The sequence below is a fragment of the Rhizobium leguminosarum genome (assembly GCF_001679785.1).
GTDB classification, from domain to species: domain Bacteria; phylum Pseudomonadota; class Alphaproteobacteria; order Rhizobiales; family Rhizobiaceae; genus Rhizobium; species Rhizobium leguminosarum_R.
Genome location: NZ_CP016286.1, coordinates 2,838,096 through 2,861,257, shown reverse-complemented (window position 1 = coordinate 2,861,257; position 23,162 = coordinate 2,838,096). Strand labels below are relative to the sequence as shown.

General features: G+C 62.6%; 18 protein-coding genes and 2 pseudogenes. 6 read left to right on the top strand and 14 right to left on the bottom strand.

The window, feature by feature from the left end; genetic code table 11:
* Nucleotides 1–221: 221 nt before the first annotated feature.
* Nucleotides 222–1,643 (bottom strand): DUF882 domain-containing protein, encoded by a 1,422-nt coding sequence (locus BA011_RS14250; protein WP_065280950.1) that lies wholly within the window; start codon nt 1,641–1,643, stop codon nt 222–224.
* Between the two features lie 199 nt (nt 1,644–1,842).
* Nucleotides 1,843–2,406 (bottom strand): annotated as a pseudogene (locus BA011_RS14245) (LysR substrate-binding domain-containing protein); the annotation flags it as partial.
* Between the two features lie 17 nt (nt 2,407–2,423).
* On the opposite strand from BA011_RS14245, the pseudogene BA011_RS46540 reads away from it, so the two are divergent.
* The 3 genes and pseudogenes from BA011_RS46540 to BA011_RS14235 form a co-directional block, all read left to right on the top strand.
* Nucleotides 2,424–2,507 (top strand): annotated as a pseudogene (locus BA011_RS46540) (carboxylesterase family protein); the annotation flags it as partial.
* Between the two features lie 100 nt (nt 2,508–2,607).
* Nucleotides 2,608–3,384 (top strand): carboxylesterase family protein, encoded by a 777-nt coding sequence (locus BA011_RS14240; protein WP_065280949.1) that lies wholly within the window; start codon nt 2,608–2,610, stop codon nt 3,382–3,384.
* A 15-nt stretch (nt 3,385–3,399) separates the two neighbouring features.
* Nucleotides 3,400–3,978: a flavodoxin gene (locus tag BA011_RS14235; RefSeq protein WP_237352481.1), complete on the top strand. Its 579-nt coding sequence runs from the start codon at nt 3,400–3,402 to the stop codon at nt 3,976–3,978.
* Between the two features lie 660 nt (nt 3,979–4,638).
* Here BA011_RS14235 and BA011_RS14230 read toward each other — a convergent pair.
* The 12 genes from BA011_RS14230 to BA011_RS14175 form a co-directional block, all read right to left on the bottom strand.
* Nucleotides 4,639–6,555: a mechanosensitive ion channel family protein gene (locus tag BA011_RS14230; protein WP_065280947.1), complete on the bottom strand. Its 1,917-nt coding sequence runs from the start codon at nt 6,553–6,555 to the stop codon at nt 4,639–4,641.
* A gap of 155 nt (nt 6,556–6,710) precedes the next feature.
* Complete coding sequence (locus tag BA011_RS14225; protein ID WP_062940533.1) at nt 6,711–7,721, bottom strand: HupE/UreJ family protein; 1,011 nt, start codon at nt 7,719–7,721, stop codon at nt 6,711–6,713.
* The gene (locus BA011_RS14220) at nt 7,718–8,692 is read right to left on the bottom strand and encodes a peptidyl-prolyl cis-trans isomerase (protein ID WP_062940534.1); all 975 of its coding nucleotides are present in this window, start codon (nt 8,690–8,692) and stop codon (nt 7,718–7,720) included. Before BA011_RS14220 ends, BA011_RS14225 begins: the two co-directional genes overlap by 4 nt.
* A gap of 11 nt (nt 8,693–8,703) precedes the next feature.
* Nucleotides 8,704–9,906: a hypothetical protein gene (locus BA011_RS14215; RefSeq protein ID WP_065280946.1), complete on the bottom strand. Its 1,203-nt coding sequence runs from the start codon at nt 9,904–9,906 to the stop codon at nt 8,704–8,706.
* 69 nt (nt 9,907–9,975) lie between these two features.
* Nucleotides 9,976–12,222 (bottom strand): DUF3604 domain-containing protein, encoded by a 2,247-nt coding sequence (locus tag BA011_RS14210; protein ID WP_065280945.1) that lies wholly within the window; start codon nt 12,220–12,222, stop codon nt 9,976–9,978.
* A 76-nt stretch (nt 12,223–12,298) separates the two neighbouring features.
* Nucleotides 12,299–13,741 carry a DUF1254 domain-containing protein gene (locus BA011_RS14205; RefSeq protein WP_065280944.1) on the bottom strand — a complete coding sequence of 481 codons (1,443 nt, stop codon included), beginning with the start codon at nt 13,739–13,741 and terminating at the stop codon, nt 12,299–12,301.
* A gap of 105 nt (nt 13,742–13,846) precedes the next feature.
* Nucleotides 13,847–14,629 (bottom strand): transporter, encoded by a 783-nt coding sequence (locus tag BA011_RS14200; RefSeq protein ID WP_237352672.1) that lies wholly within the window; start codon nt 14,627–14,629, stop codon nt 13,847–13,849.
* A gap of 162 nt (nt 14,630–14,791) precedes the next feature.
* Nucleotides 14,792–16,594, bottom strand: coding sequence for an adenylate cyclase (locus BA011_RS14195; protein WP_065280942.1), 1,803 nt, complete (start codon nt 16,592–16,594; stop codon nt 14,792–14,794).
* 228 nt (nt 16,595–16,822) lie between these two features.
* On the bottom strand, nt 16,823–18,127 hold the full coding sequence (locus BA011_RS14190; RefSeq protein WP_186806557.1) for an alpha/beta hydrolase: 1,305 nt from the start codon (nt 18,125–18,127) through the stop codon (nt 16,823–16,825).
* A gap of 75 nt (nt 18,128–18,202) precedes the next feature.
* Nucleotides 18,203–18,577: a hypothetical protein gene (locus tag BA011_RS14185; RefSeq protein ID WP_020050388.1), complete on the bottom strand. Its 375-nt coding sequence runs from the start codon at nt 18,575–18,577 to the stop codon at nt 18,203–18,205.
* 105 nt (nt 18,578–18,682) lie between these two features.
* Nucleotides 18,683–19,699: a DUF4105 domain-containing protein gene (locus tag BA011_RS14180; RefSeq protein ID WP_065280940.1), complete on the bottom strand. Its 1,017-nt coding sequence runs from the start codon at nt 19,697–19,699 to the stop codon at nt 18,683–18,685.
* A gap of 51 nt (nt 19,700–19,750) precedes the next feature.
* A complete protein-coding gene (locus tag BA011_RS14175; RefSeq protein WP_026158814.1) occupies nt 19,751–20,017 on the bottom strand; it encodes a hypothetical protein in 267 nt (88 codons plus the stop codon).
* A gap of 219 nt (nt 20,018–20,236) precedes the next feature.
* Here BA011_RS14175 and BA011_RS14170 point away from each other — a divergent pair, with 219 nt between their 5' ends.
* The 3 genes from BA011_RS14170 to BA011_RS14160 all read left to right on the top strand — a co-directional run bounded on the left by BA011_RS14170 (nt 20,237) and on the right by BA011_RS14160 (nt 23,083).
* On the top strand, nt 20,237–20,539 hold the full coding sequence (locus BA011_RS14170; protein WP_051077434.1) for a DUF2147 domain-containing protein: 303 nt from the start codon (nt 20,237–20,239) through the stop codon (nt 20,537–20,539).
* Nucleotides 20,540–20,655: 116 nt separating this feature from the next.
* On the top strand, nt 20,656–21,432 hold the full coding sequence (locus BA011_RS14165) for a hypothetical protein (RefSeq protein ID WP_151343474.1): 777 nt from the start codon (nt 20,656–20,658) through the stop codon (nt 21,430–21,432).
* Nucleotides 21,433–21,565: 133 nt separating this feature from the next.
* Complete coding sequence (locus tag BA011_RS14160) at nt 21,566–23,083, top strand: DUF1254 domain-containing protein (protein ID WP_065280939.1); 1,518 nt, start codon at nt 21,566–21,568, stop codon at nt 23,081–23,083.
* Nucleotides 23,084–23,162: the final 79 nt, after the last annotated feature.

Genomic DNA, 23,162 nt, shown 5'->3' with positions numbered 1-23,162 from the left:
TTTTCCCGAGCATAGATTCCGATTTTCGGGCCGATGCGCGAGCACCGCCCGTAAGGCGTGGCAATTGTTTAGGAGGTGATAAAAAATTCCAGTCGGCCGCACAGGCTTCTGGCACTGGGCGGCGGCGCCCGTTTATCGAGACCGCCAGCCCGGTTCTCACCGTGGTCGTTCTGGCGCTTCTGACCGGCTTCGCGCTGCGCATCAAGCCTTGACGATTGAGGTCAGCCCTCCGGGGACGACGCAAGCCGGTTGGCATCGAACTGGGCGGCGACCGGAATGATAACCTCACCGGATGTCGCGACATTCGCCTCACGATGAACCGTGCGTGGGGAAATGCGAGGCGCGCTCAATCCCATCACTTCACCGGGGGAATGCAGCGCCCATTTCATCAGCGCCGCGTCGGACGTCGATCCAAAGAAATTTGCTTCTTCCCAGGAGGCGGTCATGGGCAGGGAGGCGATCATGTTCGTGCCCTGCTTGGAGGCCGGGTGTGCAACAAGGCGGGGTTCGAAGCGGGCGTAGGCCGGCAATGCAGACGTCGGCCTGTCCGGAAGGACATCAATTGGGCCGATCGACGCAGTCTCCAGTTTGTCATCCACGTCCGCGTCGTGCTCGAGGGCGGGCGGCCGCATCGCTGGTATCGGAATCGGGAAAGACGAAAGATCCGGAGCGGACCGTTTGTCATCCCGCTGGGCGGCGCCGGTCTGCAGCGCGAGTGCATTCAATGCTCGGCTTTTCGGCGTGGGCAGAAGCGCCGTCACGAGTTTATTGTCTGTGGTATCGCCGCTCGACCTGGTCGACGCGCTCACGTCTTCGTCTTCTCCAGCGGTGCTGGCGATCTGGATCGAGGTGGGGCCGCCGCGCTTCTTGTGGTTGGCAACCGCCTGATTGTATCCCGGCAGCGGCCGGCCATCGGCCGGCAGATGCATGGTCTGCCCATTGGGGAATATTCGAGCGAGTTCCTGCCGGGACATGCGGGGCCAGGCCCTGACATTGCCGACATCGAGATGCACGAAGGGCGATCCCGAGGTCGGATAATATCCGACACCGCCGACCTGCATCTGCATCGCCAGCGCACGCAGCGCCGAAAGCTTCACGCCGGGAACGTAGAAATCCATCGCCTTGCCCAGCATGTGCTGGCTCTTCTTGGCGACGCCCGTGCTGCGCGAACGGTTGCGGAGCATGTTGTTGGTGCTCGGGGAACGATAGGCGGAGACGATATGGATGTAGTCCTTGCCGCCGCTGCGTTTGTACACTTCCCAGACCAGGTCGAGCAGCCGGGGATCCATCCGGGTGGGCTCGTTCCTTCGCCAGTCGCGCAGAAACCGATTGATCTGGGCGAGGCCCTTTGGATCGAACTTTCCGTCCCGCTTGTAGGTAATCGTGGCCCTCTCGCCCGTATGGGTAAAGAACAGCTTCAGGGCCCGATCTTCCGCCGAGGCAAATGATGCAGAACCGACAAGTGCCGGCAGCGCAAACAGAGCCGGGAGAATGGTCTGCGCTGCGAAGCGTTTTGCACGCGACAGGAGCGTGGCAATTCCGCCCAAGGCTCCGCCCGATAATCCTTGCACTGGGTACTTCAACACGAACAATCCCGTCCAACACCAAACACTCGACGACGGGGCGGGAATCTCCGCATCCATCAGGCTCAATAAAGCCAGCTTATGGTCAATAAATTGCTAACAAAGCGGATGCGAACCATCCAGGCGCAGTGGCACTCGGGGGCCGGCGCTGTTTTCGTCACGTTTCGGCCGACGGCGATGCCGGCCGCTTGCGTCTGCGGATGAAGTCGCGTGGCGCTCTTCCTCCAAAGACACGGCAATAAAAAGGCAGGCCGCCCTCCTACTCTCGATACCGCAAAGCGTTCAGGAGAAGCACGAACGCCGGAGAGTGTTGCCGCCGGCTGGGGTAGTACAGGTGGTATCCCGCGAAAGGCTCGCACCAGTCCTCCAACACTCGCACCAGGCGTCCGTCGTCGATGTAGGGCTTGGCATAGTCTTCGAGCATGTAGGAAAGTCCGACGCCGGCGAGCGCCGCGTTCATCCGTAGCGAGCCGCTATTGAACACGGCCTGCCCGCCGACCCGGACGTTGACGGTCTTGCCGCCCTTTTCGAACTCCCAGGCGTTGATCCTCTTGGATGTAGGCATCCGGATGTTGGTGCAGTTGTGCCGTGTGAGGTCTTCCGGGATTTCAGGTCGCCCGTGCTTGTCGAAATAAGAAGGCGATCCGACTACCGCCATTCGCAGGTCCGGGCCGATCCTCATCGCGATCATGTCCTTCTCGACCTGCTCGCCGAGGCGAACGCCGGCGTCGAACCGTTCCGCCACGAGGTCGACCAGCGTAGCATCAACGTTCACCTCGATCTTGACATCCGGGTATTCGTCGAGAAAGTTTTCGAGAACCGGCTCGGGCGAAGGGCGCCTTGAGCTTCAAGGGAATTCCGTACGCGGCAAGCACGGCCGGAGCCAACCGGTTCAAAGCTCCGCAGCCGGTAGCGGACTGGCATGGTGAGCGCGACGCCACGAAGTATGGCTCTCTCAGCCCCCAGATCAATACGGGTATGAGCGGCCCTGTGTTCAGCTGGTATAACCAGGACGAACCGCCCGATGCAAACCATGCTCGACGCCCGTATCCGCGCCGTGGCTGCCTCGTTCGAAGGCGCCCGGCCAGTCATCGACGGCAAGCACATTGTGGCCCGTCCAATGACCCCGGAAGGCCTGGCGATGCATGCCCAGGTGCCAATGCTGTTGGGCAGCACCAAAACCGAAGCCAGCCTGTTCTTCCAGGGCGACATGCGCAACTTCACGCTAACGGAGGAGCAGATGCGCGTGCGGTTGCGGACCGCGTTCAAGATCGATTACGCTAAGGTCGACGCCATTATGGCGGCCTACCGGAAGGCGTCTCCCGATATGACGCCGTCGGACATCCTGGTGGCCATCGCCTCCGACGTTCAATTCCGTTTTCCGCTGACCGGTGCGGCGGAAACCAAGTCAGGCGCAACAGAGCAGGCCCCAGTCTACATGTATAATTTCAACTGGACGATCCCGTGGCAGAACGGCGTGCTCGGATCGCCGCATGCAGTCGACATCCCGTTCGCCTTCGGCACCGTCAACGAGGCCGGGGAGATGACCGGTCCGGGTGACGACGCCATGGAGACGTCGATGAACCTCATGTCGGCCTTCGTAAGCTTTGCAAGGACAGGAAACCCAAACAACGCTCGCATGCCGGAATGGAAGCCGTACGACACAACGACCAGAACGACGATGCTGGTCGATGCAACGTGCGAGACGGCCCCGGATTGGAGAGGCGATGCCCTCAGAGAGGTTACGACCTTGAAGATTGATCCGTTCAATCGTGCTGCACTTTATAGATATGAGACCTGAGCAAGGAGGCGGAGAGTGAGCCCCACAATCCCCAAACGCGCCCTTCTGCAAGCAATGTTTCTGACCGCCGCCGGAGTGATCCTTCCCAAGGCGCAGGCGCTCGCGGCACGCCAGCCTCGAGCGTTAGTCGCCTACTTTTCCCGAACCGGGAACACGCGTGTGATCGCCAACCAGATCCGGCGAGCCCGCAATGCGACGCTCTTCGAAATCAACCCAGCCACGCCCTATCCGGAAGACTACCAAGCGACCGTCGCGCAGGCTGCCGCAGAGACGGAATCCGGTTATCGGCCACCGCTCAAGCAAATCGTCGCCGACATTCAGTCCTATGAAGAGGTCTTCCTAGGGTTTCCTATTTGGGGGATGACCGCTCCGCCGGTGATCCGCTCGTTCCTTGTGGCGCACGACCTGACGGGCAAGCCCGTCGTCCCCTTCGTCACCCACGGCGGTTACGGCCTCGGCAATAGCATCGGCGTGGTCGAAGCCCACGCTTCGAAAGATACCGTCCGTCGTGGGTTCTCGCTCGAAGCAGACCAGGAGAAACGAACTCTGGAAACTGTTTCCGCCTGGTTGGACGCCCTGCCGCCAACAGACTGACTGCATGCCGGCGCTCCAGGCAGGTGGAAAAAGCTCGCGATCATCCGCCGCGCTCATGCCGCCCAGCCGTCGCAGCGATACAAAGCGTATTCACTTGTTTCCCGAGATCGCCGCAAGGATCTTGGCATCGGTTCGTGCCATCCGAGCGACATCAGAGTTGTCGCTCACCAGCTCGACTTTAGCCACCAAGTTTTGTCCTCATTCAACACGATTTAACGCTGATAACTCGGCGAGGTACAACCTCAAGGCCTTGGTTCCTGGTTCTCTCTCGCAACAGCGTCTAGTTTTTTCAGGAAGTCACCGAAAACGTCTTCGGAGTCGGCGGGCAATGCGAAGTCTGGTAGGCCACGCAAATGTGGTCCCAAGCGTTTCAAGGTATCGCGCTCGATGATTCCTGCTGTGGTTGTTTTATACGTTTCAGACATGATGGCACAACGACGGCGTCGGTTTTAAGTTCCGCAATATTGTATTACTATTTGATGACTCGCTGGGCGAAGTCCTCAGTGCCGGGCATGAGACCTTCAGGGCGATGGTCTCTCGAAGCAGACGCCAGGCCCGACAGACGCCCCATCAGCCCAGGCGGCACAGCCTGTTACCAAGCATGGTCGGCCAGGCGTGATCCGCGAGGGCGGAGGTCGTTCCCTACCACAACTATGCCAACTAACCCTCCTCCGCCAGCCCCTTGGCCTGCTCCGCCCGGAGCGCCGTCGCGGCCGCCGCTGCGCTGTCCCTGGCATCGCCGCCGACTTGGACCGACGGCGTCGCGAAATCGATGCCGTTCGCCTTGAACGCCTCGCGGATCTTCGCGTATGCCTTGCGCCGGATGTAGGTCTGCATGCCCGGCACAGTGGTCATCGCGAAGCTGAGGACGATGCCGTAGTCGCCGAACTCCTCGACGCCCTTCATCTTCAACGGCTCGATGAACAGCGGCCCGAGTTCCGGATCGGACTTCAGCTCCTCCCCGATCTTCTTCGCGAGCTTGCGCGCCTTCTCGATGTCCGCGTCGTAGCTCACGTTCACCCGAAACTTGTCGATCACCCAGTCGCGGCTCATGTTCTCGACGGCGCCGAGCTCGCCGAACGGAACGGTGAACACCGGGCCGCGGTGATGACGCAGCCGCACCGACCGGAGGCTGAATCCCTCGACGGTCCCCTTGTAGCTCTTCGCCTGGATGTACTCACCCACGCGAAACGCGTCGTCGAGAAGGTAGAAGATTCCGCTGACGACGTCCTTCACCAGCGTCTGCGATCCGAAGCCGAGCGCCACGCCGAAAATACCGGCGCCCGCAATCAGCGGCCCGATCTTGACGCCGAGTTCCGCGAGCACGATCAGGCCGGCGACAACCGCCACTATGACCGCGAGCATGTTCCGGAAGATCGGCAGGAGCGTCCGAAGCCGGCCCTGCCGGGCTGCCTGAGATGCATCGCCTGCGACACCGGACGAAACGGTGAGCCGTCTGTCTATCCACGACCTAGCGAGATGCCACGCGAGGTCGGCGAGCAGCAGAACGACCACGCTCTTCAGAAGTCCGTAGGACACCGCGGCCACGACAGGATTGTTATGGACCAGGGAGTTCGGATCAAACCGCCAGACGAGGGCTAGCCATGCAGCAGCCGCCACCACTACGACGGCACGGCTGCCACGGACAAGCAGGACGCGCTTCATGCTGTCAGGTTCGGAAGGAAACGCTTCGGCCGCCGCCTGACCGGTGAAGCGCAGCACCGTGGGCAGGGCCATCGCGTAGACTCCCAGCCAGAACAGGCCGTGCAGACCGACGCACCAGAGCGCCCAGATGACGACGAAGGCAAGGCATAGCGATATGCGCGTGGGAAGGGTCCTCCCGGACGAGGAGACGGCGCCCTCGACGGCCAAAGCGAGGAGGGCGATCGAAAAGCAGAACGAGATCGCCTCCGTAGCCGCCGGGTCGATCGACAAGGGCAGGCCAAGACTTGCGGCGGCAACCGCGACTACGGCAACTCCCGCAAAGACCTTCGCCCGCCTGCGGACGGAAGACGCCAGCACCGCCGCATCGAGAAGCGCGGAGATCGTTCGGTAGGCGACGAGCGCCAGCAGCGACACGAGGAGGACGATGCGTGGAAGGGCGGGCCAGTCGAATGCGAAGAAGACCGCGCCCATGGCCACCGCGAAGACGCCGATCGCCAGCAGGCGTTCCTGCAGCCCTTCAGCGCGTCGTCTCGACCGCGCGAACATCCGCTCGGCGAAAAATCCGACCGCCGTCAGCCCAAGGAAGACGACGAACACCGGCAGCTTTCCGTGGGACAGGGCGTTCGCCCTCGTGCGAGAAGCTGCCGCCATGAACTCGCCGGGAATCCTTGGGATTACCTGAACGACGCCATCAATCCGGCTGCGCGTAGCCGCCTCCCATGTCGCCAGCCCGGCGTCCACCTCCTCGACGGCTATCGACGACGGGCCGGGCGCTTTCTCCAGCCATGACCGAACTTCCGGATCCTGCAACAGCCGCACCAGATCGTCGACCTTCTGCGGTCGTGAAGCCTCCTGAGCGTGAGCAAAGGCGGACATCGTCAGGGCCAGAAAAAGCCCGGCGATCCATTTCATACTCTTGTCCTTCCGGCTGTTTTTCGAATGTGGAGAGTTGTATCCAGTCCGACTTCACTCGACCAGCCGGTTGCGGCGCTCGACGAGGCGGAGCGCCCTGGCGGGGTCGCCGATTTTCGCTCTTCCGGTCACAGGCGACCTCACGGCGCGGCGCCCTAGAACGCCGACAGCCGCTCGACAAACCAGAACGCCGCGGTCGCTCCGATGAGGTATGTCGCCGTCACGAACGCCCTTCTGCCGACCGACGGCGGATAGCGCACGAGCCTGGCAAGCCAGACGATCGCAATCACCGCCACGATGAACGCCAACTGTCCAGTCTCGACGCCGACGTTGAAGAACAGCAGCGCCAGCGGAATGTCGCTCTGCGGCAGCGCAAGGTCCGCCAGTGCGCCAGCGAAGCCGAGCCCGTGCAGCAAGCCGAAGGCGAACGCGACCAGCCACGGCCGTCGCGCGGTCATGCTGGCCTTTCCGTTCTGCACCCGGATGATTTCACAGGCAAGCAGCAGGATGCTGAACGCGATCGCCGCCTCCACCGGCGGTCCGGGGACATGCACGATCCCGAGGGTCGCCAGCGTCAGGGTGATCGAATGCGCCGCCGTGAAGGCCGTGACCGTCCATAACAGCGCCTTCCAGTCGCGCGCGATGAAGATGAGCGCCAGGACGAAGAGCAGATGGTCGTAGCCGAACAGGATGTGCTCGACGCCCTGGTGCATGAATGTTCTTGCGACTTCCAGACTGCCCGGCCGGGCGGCTACGTCGATCCACGGCTGTGATGGACGAACCATGGTTATCGAGGCGGGGCCGTCCAGCAAGCGCACGCGCACGAGCACGTCGGTGATCGTCGCCTGAAGCCCGATGAACTCGACACGCTGGCCCGCAAGGGCTCCGTTCGTCGTCTCGATCACGCGGGTTTCGACCACCGAGTCCGGAAGATTGCGCTCCGAAGTGGTCACGTTGCGGACGCCTTCCGGAAACCGCAGGGCGACGGGGAGCCTCATTCCCGACAGCATCGGCGTCCGCCAGGTGACAGTGTATCGGTTGGCGGCTTTCTGATCGATCTGCAGGTAGGCTGGTCTTATCTCATGAGCGACGGCGGCCGACGCGAATGCCAGGGCGGCGATGATCACACCAACCAGAGTCCAGAATCCGCGCAACCGGCCGTTCATTGCGCCGAAACCTCGATCGAGGCGCCCGTTCCGGCTAGAACCTGCAGGTTCTGCAAGTCTTCCGGTCCGACGGTCGGCAGGGTCACGATGTAGCGCGACCGCATCTCCCTGAGTGCGTTCTGCTTCACCTCGGCATATCGCTCATCCACCCAGGCCGCCTTGACGGCCGGCGCGACTTCCTCGAAGGCTGGAACGCGTCCGGGTTCGACGGAATCGATCCAGACTAGGTGCCATCCGTATCCCGACGGTACGGGTCCCTGCCACGATCCCGGCGTCAGATCGAATATGGCTTTCGCGAATTCCGGACCGAACTCCTTGGCCATCTGCTCCGGCGTCGCATCGCCATAGTAGTTTCGGAACATGAACGGGTCGGCGATCGAAGCGACTTCAGGGGAATCGACTGGCTTGCCGGAGACGAGGGGGATCGCCGATGCGGCTGCCTCGCGTGACGCGTCGCCGCGCTTGTCGAGGGAGAAATACAGGTGCCGGAAACTGAGATGGGGTGCCAGCGCAAAGCGCTCGGAATGTTTCGCATACCATTCGGCGAGGGTGGCCTTGCTTGGCTCGTCCAGCGCCGCGACGTCTGCGGCCAGAAAATCCATCTTCTGGGCGAGCCGCCGCTTGATGATCTCATCGTCGCGGTCGAGACCGAGCGAGACCGCCTCCCGAAACAGAATCTCCTCTGTGACCTTCTGCTCCATCAGGCTGCCCAACTGTTTCGGAGTGGGAAGTGGCCGCCCCTGCGCAAGCCAGGTGACCGCGAGCTGTCGGACGTCGTCCCTCGTTAGATCGATCCTGTGCGTGTCGACGCTTTCCTCGGTCTTCGGCGTGACGAAGGAATAGGTGCCGAACAGGACGGCGCCCACCACGACGAACTGCAGCAGCGGCTCGCCGGCGAACCGCCGCCAGGTCGTTATAGGTGCAGTCTCAGCCGGCATCGAGGGTTCCGGCGCAATTGGCAGGAGTTTCATTGGGGGTACACCTACTGTTGACGAGTTACGGCCGCGCGGACGGCCGCGTCGGCGGTGGTGCGCGGACTGCGCTGCAGATAGCTGAGGATTGCAAACCGTTCACCGGGGTCCTTGACGGCGTTCGCCCTGATGATGGCGAGGTAGTCGGGCGTCGCCTCCCACGCTTCCCAGTCGGCCAGCTCCATCGCGACGAACCCGGCCATCTGCGGCCGCGCCGTGATGAAGGCGCGGTACGCTTCGACGATGCGGATGCGGGGCAGCGTGTCGGCTGCGCCACCATGGACGCTAAGCGCCAGCAACGCTGCCTGGACCTCTTGCAGCGAGCGCTGGCGGTCGGTCAGGAACGTCGTTTCCAGCCATCCGACACGGCTTTGTCCGCGCAGCTCCAGATCGGCGGCGAGCATGGCCGACAGGTTGGTGGTCTCCCGCTTCTTCATGGCCGCATCGATCTGCCGCTCGATGTCGAGGGCGTCGCCGGGGCCGCCCGTGATGCCGAGCAGCAAGGTGTAGGCAGAGCGCCGGGAAGCGAGGCGCGGATCGGCCAGCCATGCTCGGACCTTCTCGGCGTCGATCTCGGATCGGATCAGCCGCATCGTGGCGTAGGGCGCGCGCGACAACTCCCCATAGGCGATCTCCGCAACGAGCGGGTCGGCGCTTTCGAGCTGGCTTCCAACGAGAGCGATGCGCTCACGCCACTCTGACTCAACCAGATACGACGCCGTCAGACCCATCTGCGGCCAGACTGGTGGAGGAGGACGGAGGCTTCCGCCGTGTTTTGTCTGCACCAGTTGTCGCAGCCAGGTCGCATGATCAACGTGCATCGTTCCCATGGCCGTCCACTTCTCGGAGACCCGGTCGCGAACAATGAGCCATGGGTTCTCGTCCAGCGTGGCGGCAATCTCATCACCGGCGGTCAAGCCGTCGACGGACATGACCGTCTTGGCGAGCGGTGCTGCCAGGCCAGGCTGCGCGATGACGTCGCCCACGGAGTCGCCACCCTTGATAACGTCCACGACGCGGAACTGGCCGCCGCCGGGCAGCGGAGCGGCCAACACCACCTGATCGGCCGCGTCTAGCTTCTGACCGGGCGTCACCGTCAGCCCGGAGAAGCAGATGGCGCAGGCCCGGACCTCGCTCGTGAACGCCACAGTCAGCATTGCGAGGCCCATCAGCAAACCGATCGATGGTCGTCGGATTGGTCGTGTCGTTTCCATCGCGTCTCTCTCCACCAGACATGCACCCGCGCCGGGATGAACCGACGCACCGGTGTTTGCGGATACCGCCTAGAACGGCGATTTCGGCTGGCCGACTGGGTCGAGCATCTTGGGCGTCGGCACGACCTCGTAGTTCGCGTAGCCGAACTCGTTGCTCCGGGCTGCGAAGTATTTGTCGCCAAGCTTGTAGACCGTCGCCTCGTATGGTGCGTTGCCAAGGGTCGTTACGATGGCTCCGTCCTTGATCGCATAACCGGTTCCCGCACCCATCAGACCCCCATGCATGACGTCGCCCACCTCGCTGGGCTGGGGTATCGCACCGTTGCTGTTGGTGATGAGACGCTGACCGGAGGGGGTCCACGCAATGCTGAAGACTTCGTCCGTGACGTTGTTGCGGACCCAGCTCGACTTGCCGACGATGAGGTCGGTGAGCGCGGCATTGTCTAGTACGGTCGCGCCCTTCTGCTTCAGGTCGGCGACGGTCGTGCCCTTGGTCGCGGCGGTCCTCAGCTCCTGGGTGGGCGTATACCAGATCGGCGAACTCCAGGCCCGCTCCTGGACCGTGGCCGGCACGTTGTCCGGAGGCGCGATGCCAAGCTCCTTGGCCTGGATCGTCGTCCAGCGCGGCGTCGGGATTTCCAGCGTTCGGAGATAGTAGAAGGCGTCTAGGCTCGGATCGAATTCCGGGTCCGTCCACTCGCCCTTCAGTTCCACCGCGCCGATGGTGTTGGTATAGGTGGCTTCGGAGATATCGACGGTGCTGCCGATTGGAGGCACCACGCCGCTGAACTTGTCTGGCGTGCGGTTTCCGGCCCAGGCGACGTCGAACACCTTCTCGAAGCTCTGGCCGTGCTTTGTCCAGCCCTTGACGATCTGGATGCGGTCGAGGTTGCCCGAGGTCGGATCCTTCACCGCCCAGACGACGAAGGAGGGCGTCTTGGCCTCGCCGAGCGGCGGCAGGTCGCCGCCCATCGGCACGCCGCCTGCATAGGCCGACTTGACCCAGTCCTGCTTGCCGACGACGCCTGTCTCGTTCGGACCGCCGAAGAACCGAACGCGGATGTGCGGGCCGCTCGTTGCGAAGGTCTCCTTGCGCTGCATGGCGTCGAAGAGCGACTCGCGGGAATTCTCCTCTGCCCAGACTCCCGTCAGGCCGGCAGGGTTCTCGAGCCTGACGTCGAGGCCCGCGAAGACGTAACCCGACATCCGCTGCTTGATGTCGCCGTCGTTGAGGACATGGCCGCCGTAAAAATTGTCCTGACGGTACGGGACGCCCGTGTTGTGTGAGTCCGATCCGCCGACAAAACCCGTCTTGTAGGGGTTGAAGCCGCGCGCCTCCATCATCGAGAGGCCGTCCTTGAGGGCCTGCCGGATGTAGCTTCCGGAAATCGTCGGGAAGCGGCCCGCGGGGTCGCCTAGAAGGTAGGTCAAGATTTCGAAATTGGCGAACTCGTCGTTGGGCGACAGTGTCGGATGGGTTTCGGACGCGCCCTTGATCTGCTTGATCTCGCTCAATCGTTCGTTGCGGTCGCGCGACGCCGCCCATGCCGCGTCGATCGGACGGCCCTTCTCGTCGACGTCGGTGGGAAACATGTGCCCGTCCGAGAGGTTGGCGTTGTGCGAGATCGCCAGCAACTCGTTGCCCGCCTTGCGCTGGCCGTCCATCCAGCCCCAGAGATCCGAAGGATCGCTTGATTCGATGGAGCTGTAGGGCGCGGCCGGCACCTTGGCGCAGTCCCGGAAAAAGACGTTCCGATGCATGTTGCGGTTGTTCGGCGTCGAGGTCCATTCATATGAGCAGAAGGCCGTGAACTTGCCGGGCTGGTTCGCCTGATTGGCGAGGTCGACGTTCTGCTTCCAGACGGAGTTGGCGACTTCCGGCGATATCAGCTCCGCGATCGGCTTCTTGTCGACGATCGTGTTGCCGAGCCAGAGGTAGATGCGGGTGATGTCCGCCGGATTGTGGACGATCAGCTTCTCGGCGATCGGGAGCTTGCTGATCGAGGAGCCGGGGGTGTTCGCCAGCGATACGGTCCCAACGTATTCCGAATGGTCGGTGACGCCCATCCAGTCGAGCGGCGTGCCGATCTTGATGTCGTATCCGAGCGGATGCTTGATCGCCTCTCCCTTGGCATATCGATATGCATCGGCGGGCGTGCTCTTGGTGTTGCCGAAAATGTAAGCGTCGAACGACCAGCCCGTGTGGACATGGGTTTCACCGAAATACGCCTGCCGCTCCTGGGCATCTGCCGAGGCTGCGGCGAGGACGAGCATCGTGGATGAGAGCAAAAGCAGCTTTGTGTTCGTCAGGCGCATCTGAGGCATCCTTTGCACATGGTTGAATTGGACCGGATCGCGCGGGGATCCGGTTCCAGTCGGCGTTCAGCGCCTTTTACGAGACCCGCTTGACGCCGGGTGGCTGCCACGCCCCTTCTCCTGCCGGCAGGATCGAAGGCGCTTCCGTCTTCGGCCAGTACAGGCGCATCACCAGATAGATCTTGTCGTCCGGGGCCGGAAGCCAGTTGGCTTCCTTGTCCGCGCCGGGGCTGTCCTTTTGAAGGTAGAGCGTCAGCGAGCCGTCCGCGTCCTTCTTCATCGCCGACAGCATCGGAGAGTTGATGAGGTAGCGATTGATCGGGTTCTTCACCAGGAACTGGCTCTTGCCGTCGTACATCGTCACGGACCAGAAGGCATTCACTGGCGGCAACTGGCCGGGCGGGAAGGTGAGCGTGTACTTGTGCTTGCTGCCGTCGAGCGGCTCGCCGGTCGCGTCAGTTCGGGTATAGGGATACATCGCCTCTGCGGCGTCGTTGCCAAGGAGACCGCCCTTTGCGGCGCCCGCCCGCATGGTCCAATCGCCGTTGTAGAAGGCTTCGTCGCCAAAGAACGCACCGACGTTCCAGCCGTTGATGTTCTTGTTTCCGCTGGCCAGCCATTTGTCGACCTTGCCGTCGCCCTGCTTCATGGCCACCAGGATTTCCGCCTTGTGTTCGAGCGGCAGATCCTTGAAGTCGAAGGTCTTGCCGGGGCCGATGCCGATTCCGGCAAGTTTCGCGCGGACAGCCTTGTCCCTCGGCGTCTCGGGAATGAATTGAAGGGCCGCGTCGAGATACTGGAAGAAGTTTTCCTTGATTCCGGCAGTGGTGGCGGGAAGGAAGTCGATCTTCGGCGCGGCGGGCGGGGAGGGTTGCTTGAGGAAGGCGGAAAGCGGTTGCGCCTTGTAGCCCGCCTGGATTTTCTCCACGTTCGGCATGTCGGCGGGATTGAAGAGCTGGGTGCGGATAAGCGCGAGCGGGAACGGCGTCGTCGATCGGAAGGCCTTTTTGATCCCGCTTGGCGTCTCCTCTTTCCAGTTCGGGCCGACCACAAGATAGTCGCCCGGTTCGGTGCCCGTGGCGCGGGTCCCGATATAGCCGAAATTGTAGGTGTTCCCGTCGATGAGCTGAACCGCGTAGTAGCGGTCCCTTTCAACCTCGGGCACCGAGATGACCATCGGTTCAGCGCGCAGATCCAGCCAGATGAAGGAGTAGGGCGTGTCGCTGTTCGGCGTGATGACGGCCGTATCCGCCGGGCTGGCGACGTGGTGCTGGTTTTCGATTTCGTTGAACGGCGCCTTGAACTGTCCGGAGTTCTTGTCGACGGCAAATTCCTGCATGACCGCATAAAACATCACGGGTGCCAAGCCGTAGACGAAGCCTTCTTCGGCGATGTCCTTCGCCTCCAGCAGGCCGGGCCATTTGGCCTTGTTCTGCGCAAGCACCGGGGTGGACTTCGCCGTTGCGGCGACGAGTGCGGCCATCGCAGCGGAGCGGAGCAGATCGCGTTTCGTAAGCATTTGAACGTCCTTTCGGTTTGCAGCGTGCAGTGAGGGCACGCGGTGGGCAGAAGAAGTTGTGCGTAGTTCCGTGAGGAGGCGCCGTAGAACCGCGGCTCTTTGCGACTACTTCGGAAACAGGAACGTCAGCCCGACCCGGACGCCGAGCCCTTCGGGGCCGTCGTCCGGAGCCGCCGCCCAGTATCGAAGTCCGGCCGTCAGGCTGATCGGCTGCTCGTTCACCTTGAGCAGCTTCGAGACGGTCAGATTGATCGGCACCGACCAATCGTGCGCCTTCCAGTCGTATGTGGATTCCGTGTTCAGCGCGAACGTCCATGCAGTCGGCGTCGTGTAGGAGAGGAAGGGCTGCATGTAGGTGCTGCTGATGTCGTTGCGGTCCTCGTTGCCGGCGAACGACCAGATATGGTTGGCCAGCACGCCATAGGTCCAGGGGCCGTCCTGCTTCAGCGCGACGATGGTCGGACCTGCGCCCCATTTCTCGCCGCCGAGCAGATCATCGGTCGCGGTCGGGATAAGGAAGACCGGTCCCGCGCCCCAGATGAGGCCGCCATCGGTGGGCTTGGCAGGCGATAGGAAGAAGCTCTGAACGACGTCGCCGAGACCGAACTGCGATCCGGATGGCCCGGCGATGTCGTTCTGGTAGGTCACGGGAAGGATCGTGCGGGAGATCAGGTTCCAGTCGGCGTTCAGCGAGAAGGGGATAACGGGCTGGATGTTCAGCGTCGCCTTGTCGCCATCGAGCGGACCGTAGCCATGGTCATAGTTCAACTGGAAGGGAACGCTGATGAGCGAGGCGATCGGGTTCGAAAGCTTCTTGGCGAGATCGGCGCTGGAATCCTGGCCGTAGGCCGGCGCCCCCACGCCGAGGGCCGCGGCGACGGCGAGCATCAGGGACCTCTTCAGCGGCAGGGTGCGGGTCGATGAGGTCTTGGCCATTGCTATGTCTCCATCCGATGCCCAGGCTGGCGGTGAGGCAGTCTGGGGTCATGCGCCGGAAGAATGGCGGAACGAGCCGGAAGAAGAAACGTATGTTACTGTAGCGTACGGCCTTCACGGGCCGTATGAGGCGTCGGAGACCCTGAACTCGGCTTCGATATCCGTCGCGCTCGGCACTGGCAGTCCGGCCCGTCGTAGCGCTGCGATCATGCGCATGCTGTCCTTCGGCGGTAGGTTTCTCTTCCGGTTCTCGGCCACGATGTTGGGCAGATAATCGGGGCGCATGTTCATGAACACCTCGCCCTCGCGCTTCGCTTCCGCCAGCAGCCCGGCCTCGGAGTAGATGACCGCGGCAACGCCATGGAAGAGCGGAAATTTCTGCAGGTCGGCTTTACGGATCAGCCGCACCGCCATCTCATGATCGTCGAGCATGCAGGCGATCAGCGCGCGCGTCCCGAAGTAATATCCGGCGCCGCCTGGATTGAGCTCGATCGCACGATCCAGCAGTTCCGCGCCGCGCTTCCATTGCCCCGAGAACGCGACGCGCGTTCCGAGCTCTCCGAGGAACTCCGTGTCGTTCGGGTTGGCGGCGAGCGCCGCTTCGCCGACCTCGAAGGCCTCTTTCGTCTCGTTGTTGAAGAATAGAGCCGTCATAAGCGCCTGCAGGGCGCGCGTGTTGTCGGGTTCGAGCGAGACCGCCCGCCGCGCCGAACCCAACGCGCGCTCCATCGCGGGTCCCTTATATCTCTGTGGATTGAACTCGAACCGGCCCTCGTCGAGATGGATGATCGAGAGCATCGACCAAGCGGTCGCGTAGCCGGGGAAGCGCGCGACGGCGTTCTGCAGACAGTTGCGCGCGATCAGGTGCGTTTCCGGGTTCAGCTCCTCACGGTAGGCGTAGAAGCGCAGCGTGCAGTCATGGACGCCGGCATTGTCCGGCGGCGGATTGGCCGCCAAGGATCTCGCGATGATGCCGTAAGGCTGGGCGATGGCCGTCGCCACCTTGCTCGCGACATCCGTCTGAATGACGAAGAGCTCGTGCGTGTCCAGATTTTCGTCGTAATCCTGCGACCACAGGATGGATCCGTCGGAGGTGTCGACGAGGCGCACGGTCACGCGGACCTTGTCGCCCGCGACGCGGACCCCGCCTGCGACCAGGTAACGGGCGCCAAGCCCCTCGCGCACCTGCGACGCCTCGACGCCTGGAGGCAGTGCCTTCGATGTCTCGCGGCCGAAGACCGTGATCTCCTTGAAGCGGGGAAGGGCGGTTAGAAGCTCCTCGGTCAGCCCGGCGGCATAACGTGCCGCCTGCGGGCCGTCGCCCAGGTCCGCGAAGGGTGCGATCACAAGGGTCGGCTCGCCCGGAACCTGCCCGGCGGAACGACCGATGGCCGGCCCCGTCAGAACGCCGGCGTAATAGCCTAGGCCTGCGCAGACGAATGCCACGAGCATGGCCAGCACCGGCCAGGCGAGACGCCGCCACGCGAAAACCCGGCGCTCGGCGACGTCTTCGTTCAGCGCGTCCTCGGCCGTTTCCATCGGCGAGTCATTCCACGTAAAGGTCGGCACGTAGCCGCCCTTAGGGATGTCGATGCGGATCGGATCGCGTTGGCCTGCAACGAGATAGTAGCGTTCGATGACCCGGCGAAGACGTCCGGCCTCGATGCGGACGACCGGATCCTCCTGAGAGAAGCCTGCGCTTCGGTTGAACACTTCGATGGCGATCGAATACGCCTTGAGACGCTGTGCCCGGCCTGCAAGCGTCTCCTCGGTGACATATTTCAGGAAGGCAGCGCCACGTCCGGCGCTGGGAAACTCGCGGCTCGACAGAATCCGTTCAAGCTGCGCCCTGACCTCCTCATGGGTCGGACAGGGGCGCTCGGCCCGATCGTCAGGCAAAGGCACCGAGGTCTGCATTGCATCTTCCCCTCGTCACACAGATGCGCGACAGTTAAAGCTTGTATTAAAATCCCCTTATGCAACCTAACCCCCGAAGAGCCCTTCGTCTACCTGAAAGAAGTTTCAAGGCGGATCACCTATGGGCCGGGCAGCCGGTTGCAGACGACGACGCCGATGAACGAGGCCCCGAACGGGCATATGAAGACGAGCGTGCCAGGCGTGGCGAACTCAAGCGCGCGCCTCCTGCTATCGTTGCTTCCGGCACGCCGGGTCGGTCGGCGTCGCCGCGCAGTTCTTGACCGCAATCTTCTGCGTCCCGCTGTCTTGCCCGGTCAGACCGCCGACATGATTGGCGTAGTTGCTGCGAGTATCGGCGTCGAGCACGGCGACGGGGGCGGCCAGTACGAGGCCCGCGGCGCTTCCGGCCGCCGCCGCCACATGCGTCGTCCCTGCAAGGATCGTGTCGCCGAGGCCGACCCGGCTGTCGGTCAGCGTCTGCCCTTCGGACAGCCGCGCGCCGATGAGCTGGACGACTTCAGGCGATTCCGCGAACTTGCTGTGATTGAGGTCGTCGCTGACCTTGATCTTGGTCAGATCGATCACCGAGATCTTGTAGTCGGCGAGTTCGGCCTTGTACGGCGCGGTTTCCGGATCGATCGAACCGAGCCGCGGGATGTTGCCCCAGACCCGCCGCGAGAAGGCAAGCGCCTTGTCGTCTTGCGAGACGAAGAGCGTGAACTGCGGATGAGGGTCGCCCATGTCCTCGATCTGAGACCGGAAGACGTCCACGTCAACGTCCGGAGCGGCGAGCATGACGTTCTTGAACTTCGCCGGGAGACCGCCGTTGCGGATCGCCATCTGCCGGAGCGCTTCCAGCGCCAGCCAGTTGCCCATCGAGTGGGCCAGCACGTTGACTTCCTTCACGGTGCCGTCTTTGGCGAGATACTGGAACAGCGTCTCGAGCGCGTTGCGCGTGTAGTTGGTGCTCTCGCGGTCATAACCGTAGGCGAGCAGGCTGCCGCGCGATGGCCAGGTCACAAGGACCGGCGTGCTGTGGACATTGGAATCGTGGACGATCTGAGCGAAGCGGTAGACGCTGTCCTCGAAGCGGTTGTTGAAGCCGTGGATGAAGACCAGGACGCTGTGGTCGCGGTTCCTTTTGACCGAGGCGTTCAGCCAGCCTTTCGCCCCCTCGAGACTGAGCTCGTCGGCCTTCAGCGTGGCGAAGTCGGTCTTCGGATTGGAAGGCAGCTTCCTTGGCCAGGCGACGTCGCCCTCCTTGCGGACCTTGGGCAGTGACACTCTCATCTGCGCGAAGGACGGCGTCCGGGCGCGCTCGCCCGTGAACATCTCGCCGGGAACCGTCGATCGGGCGCGGGTGGTCGCGACCAGCATATCGACCCGACTGGTATCCGGCACGGTGTCCGCAACGGGGGACAGCACGCCCTTCGGATGTCCGCCGCAGCCCGTGAGCACGACCAGCGCGAGGCATGGAAGAAGTCGCCGGATGCGACCAGCAGTCAACGAACCAAACAAGCTCAAGTCCCCCATCCGCATTCCGGCTACATCACCGCGGTCCTGTTGAAATCGATCGACGCGCTCGATGCTAACGCCGATCGTTGCGCGCTATCGTGGACAGACATCCCAGAAACCCGTCTTCTTGGTGCTATCCGTATAGTACCAGCACATGCCGGACTTCGGCGGCGTCCCGGCGACCGAGGCCGCCGCGGCGCCCGCGATGAAGCCGATGGCGGCTCCAGCCGCAATCGCACCCCCGGCGGGCCAATAGCGGCGAGGATTCACGACGACGACGCCGCGCCTGACGGGCGCGCGAGGAACCACGACGGCGCCGCGATTGCCGACGGCCGCACATCCTCTCGCTCCGCAGCCGACCACCGCACGGCGGGCTTCGGCCGGGGTCGGAGCGAGCATTGGTGCGGCCACCATCATCAGGAGGGCCGCAGCCGTCGCGGCGTTCTGAAAGTGCTTGATGAGGTTCATGAGTTTGGTCCTGGTTAAGGGCATAATCGAAACTTCGCCTAGCGAATTCCTGACAGGCCGGACCATGCCTCAATCATCGCGATTCCCTTCGTATGTTACTGTACGTTACGGCGTAGTGACGACGACCGGGAAGGGCACGCCGAGACGGATGGCCTTCGAGAAGTCGGGCGACAATCCATCCGCCCGCGCCCGCACGTCGATCTTGGCAATCTCCCGCAGGCGTTCGAGCGGCATCGAGGTGTCGACGGCTCCCCGGTCATAGGCGTAGTCGGGAAGATAACCGTTGACGATCAGCCGCCAGTCGAACGGCACCTTGTCTCCTGCGACCCGCATCAGCTTGGCGACGGTCGTCGTGCAGTTCGTCGTGATCGAGTTGTAGAACTGTGGCGTCCGGGCGAGCGCATTTGCCTCCGCGACGTACTCGAGCAGCAGGTTCCGCGCCTGCTCGGCACTGGCTCTCAGCCGATAGATTTGGACGTCCTCGCCACGCACGTTGGAGCGGACGCCGACGACGTCGCGTTCGTCCGCGGCAACAACCACCAGCGGGTCGTTCTTGAAGAGATCGGCAAGGGGAGAAAATCCGCCCCCAACCTTGTGGCGCACCTCGATCGACCAGGCGAGCTGTTCGCCGCCTTCGAAGCCGAAGCTGAAGATCACATGCGCGATCTTCGGCCCCGCCCAGTATGACATGAACAGGTCGACCGTCCTCACCTTGCTGACATCGTAGGTTCGCGTCGTCCAGCGCTCCGTAAAGTCGGAATTGCTTCGCCACTCGAAGTCCCGGACATCGGTCAAGGTCAGCGAATTTCCCTCGACACGACCCGTGACCTGGCGGGCGACATCCGGCGCCCATGCGGCGTTAGCTTCCGGCTTGATCGAGTTCCACCAGAAGAGAACCAGCGCGAAGACGATCGCGAACGAAAGGAGGGCTCTGATGCGCTGCCGGCTGGCAAGCGCCGCCACAGTGAAGAGACCGTAGACGAGGAAGACGCCAGTGCCGATCGCCCGCCCGCCATCAGGCAGGGGTAGGCGATACCATAGGGCGAGGGAACTCCAGGCTGTCAAAGCCGCCACGATAACGGCGACCGGGAGGATGAGGATGATCGCCATCGGTCGAGGCATGTTGTTCCTTTTCTGTAGCCCCCGTGCCGCCACGACGGCGAGATCGCGACTTTATCGGGCGGCTGGGAATGGAACGACCTTGGCAAAGTCCAGCATGGTGTGGATTTCCGCGGCGAGGCCGTCCATGAGTTCCAGCGCCTCGGCATAACGTGCGTCCCGCTCCGGAGCCGTAGACGACTTCCAGTCCCGCACGAGCTGGTCGGCGATGGAAAAGTCGTTGCACAGTTCCCGGAAGCTTTCACTGCGGGAGGCAAGCGCTTCGATCTCCAGCGTCTGCTCGGGAAACCTGCGCTTGGCGAACTCCGTGTCGTATTCCATTGCATCGGCTCCCGGCCAGGCGACGCGGGGGGCGCATGCGTCGTCGTCGTGAAGATGACACAGAACCGTGCCGGCACCATGTAGGTTACAGTAACACACCATGAGTTTCTTGCGGTCGGCAGCGCATGTGTGGTCCATTCGGTCATCGGCCCGGTGGCGGGCCAGCCATGCGAGGACCTTGCCGTGAAACCCATCCTGATCTCCGTCACAGCGCTGCTGATGTCGACCGGACTGGCGAGCGCAGCCGAGCCGATCGTCGGAAACTGGAAGACCACGCTCGGCGACACCGCCGCGATCGAGCCGTGCGGCGGCGGTTTCTGCATCACGCTAAAGAGCGGCAAGCATACCGGCGAGAAGATCGGCGCGTTCGAAGGCAGCGGCGGCAGCTATTCCGGCAAGATCACCGATCCCGACGCGAAGAAGACCTACAACGGCACCATCAGCGTTTCCGGCGACACGGTCACCCTCAAAGGCTGCGTGATGAAGGTCGTCTGCGAGTCGCAGAAATGGTCACGCCAATAGTCTGCGGGGACAATCGGATACGGTAACATACGGGTGCTTCCGGCGTGATCGGCTATCCCGTTCGCAGGGACTCATTTCCGGCGATCGCCGGAGCCATGAAAGATCGGGGCTGCTGCATGATTGAAATGAAAAGCGTCTATTGCGGGTTGGCTCTGGCCCTGGCGGCGGCACCCGCGGCCGCCGCAGACATGTCGGAACCTCGACCGGTCGTGGTCGGCAGCGGATGGAAGTTCCAGTTCACGTTCGACGGCTGGCTGGCAGGTTTGAATGGCGACATCGGCGTGCGCGGCCTCCCGGCGGCGGCGGTCGACGTCTCGCCTCTGGACGTGATCGAGGATCTGGACGGCGTGTTCGCAGGATCCTTTCAAGCAGCAGGCGATAGCTGGCTTCTCTATACGGATGTCATGTGGGCCAAGATTTCGACCGACGCCGACTTCGGCCCCTTCGGCGGAACGGGCGACTTCGAGCAGACACAGATCGTGGCGACGGCCCTTGTCGGCTACGAGCTGCCGATCAACGTGGCGAACATGCAGCTCTATGCGACTGGCGGACTTCGCTACCAGCACAACAAGGTGGAACTCGGCATCGATCCCGTGTTCTTCCCGGCGATCGACCGCAGTGGTTCGCAAAGCTGGGCCGATCCGATCGTCGGGCTCACCATGCATTATGATGTCAACAGCAAATGGTTCGTGGACGTCATGGCCGACGTCGGCGGCTTCGGCGTCGCCTCGGACATCACGCTGCAGGGCACCGCGACGGTCGGCTATAACTGGACGGACAGCCTCGCTTCGTCTTTCGGCTACAAGGCCCTCTACACCGACTACAAGGACGGTGGCTTCCAATATGACGCCACCCAGCATGGCGTCTTCACGCGACTGGCGGTGAAGTTCTAGCCGGAGTCCGGTTGCGGCCCGCCGCAAGCTACGGTCGTGTAACGGTAACATACTTCCCCGCGCGCCGCCGAATGCACACAGATTGGCGACCTCATGAAAAACGACCGACGGGGCGGTCGACAAGGAGAGAGCAATGAAACGCGCGACGAGACAGGTTTACGCTACTGCCGCGGTGCTACTGATGGGCTGGGGGGCCGCGTACGCCGAAGCACCGAAGACGAAGATGGCGACGCCGATACCGGATTCGATCGTCACGCCGGAGAGCGTCGACACCAGGATTGGCAAGCTGAATTTTTTTGACGGCTTTCCGGACGACGCCACTTCGGAGAAGATTTATGACAATCTCGATTTCATGCGCGGCGTCGATGCTTTTCTCAATGCGATGCCCGGTGCATCCGTCGAAGCTATGCGGGTTGGACTGGCCAGCCAGGGCGCCGACAACAACCAGACGATCCTGATCTTCGAAAACCTCATGGACTCGCATTCGCTGTTCCTCACAGGCAACACCGAAAGCATCTACAATCTCATGTGGCTGGATACCAAAGCCGGTCCGCTGGTCGTCGAGACGCCACCCAACATCCTGGGCATGATTGACAACCACTGGTTCGAATATGTCGGCGATGTCGGCAATGCCGGCCCGGACAAGGGCAAGGGTGGAAAGTACCTGCTCTTGCCGCCGGGCTACGAGGGCGTGGTCCCCGAGGGTTATCACGTATTGCGGTCGTCGACCTACGGGAACCTGTTCTTCTGGCGCGGCTTCCTCGAAAACGGCAGTACGACGACGGCCGTCGAAAACACCAGGAAATTCGCCAAGGTCTATCCGCTTTCGGAAGCCGACAATCCACCGCCGATGAAGATCGTCAACGTCTCGGGCAAGGAGTTCAATACGATCCATGCCAATAATTTCCATTTCTACGAGGAAGTGAACGCCATCGTCCAGTACGAGCCGAACGAAGCCTATCATCCGGAAGTGCTGGGGCAGCTCGCAGCGATCGGCATCGTCAAGGGCAAAGCCTTCGCACCCGATGAACGAATGAAGAAGATCCTCACCGAAGCCGTGGCCGTCGGCAATGCGACGGCGCGCACCATTACTTTCAAGACCCGCATGAAGGACGCCTATTATTATCCGAACAGTGCCTGGTTCACCGGCTTTGTCGGCGGCAGCTACGAGTTTCTGCTGCAGCCCGGCGTTCGCTATCTGGATGCCCGCGTCCTGTTCCACTACTACGCGACGGGCATCACCCCGGCGATGGCGATAAAGCGCGTCGGCATCGGTTCGCAATATGCCGGCGCAACGACCGACAAGGACGGCAAGCCGTTCGACGGCGGCAAGACCTATAAAATTCACATGCCGCCCAACATTCCTGCAAAGGAATTCTGGTCGTTCGTGGCGTATGACAATCAGACGCGTTCGATGCTGCAGACGGACCGGCAATTCCCCAGCATCGGAAGCGACAAGAAAGACATCGTGATCAACGCGGACTCGTCGGTCGACGTCTGGTTCGGTCCGACGGCGCCGAAAGGCCATGAGGCCAACTGGGTCCAGACAGTGCCCGGCAAGGGTTGGAACGTCCTTCTTCGCCTCTATGGGCCCCTTGAGCCATGGTTCGACAAGACCTGGAAGCCAGGCGAGTTCGAACCGGTCGAGTGACGCTACAATATGCGATGAACTCCAATGCTGATCCGACTGGTATGTCGGATCAGCGTCGGCCGGAAGCATGCGTGCGCCG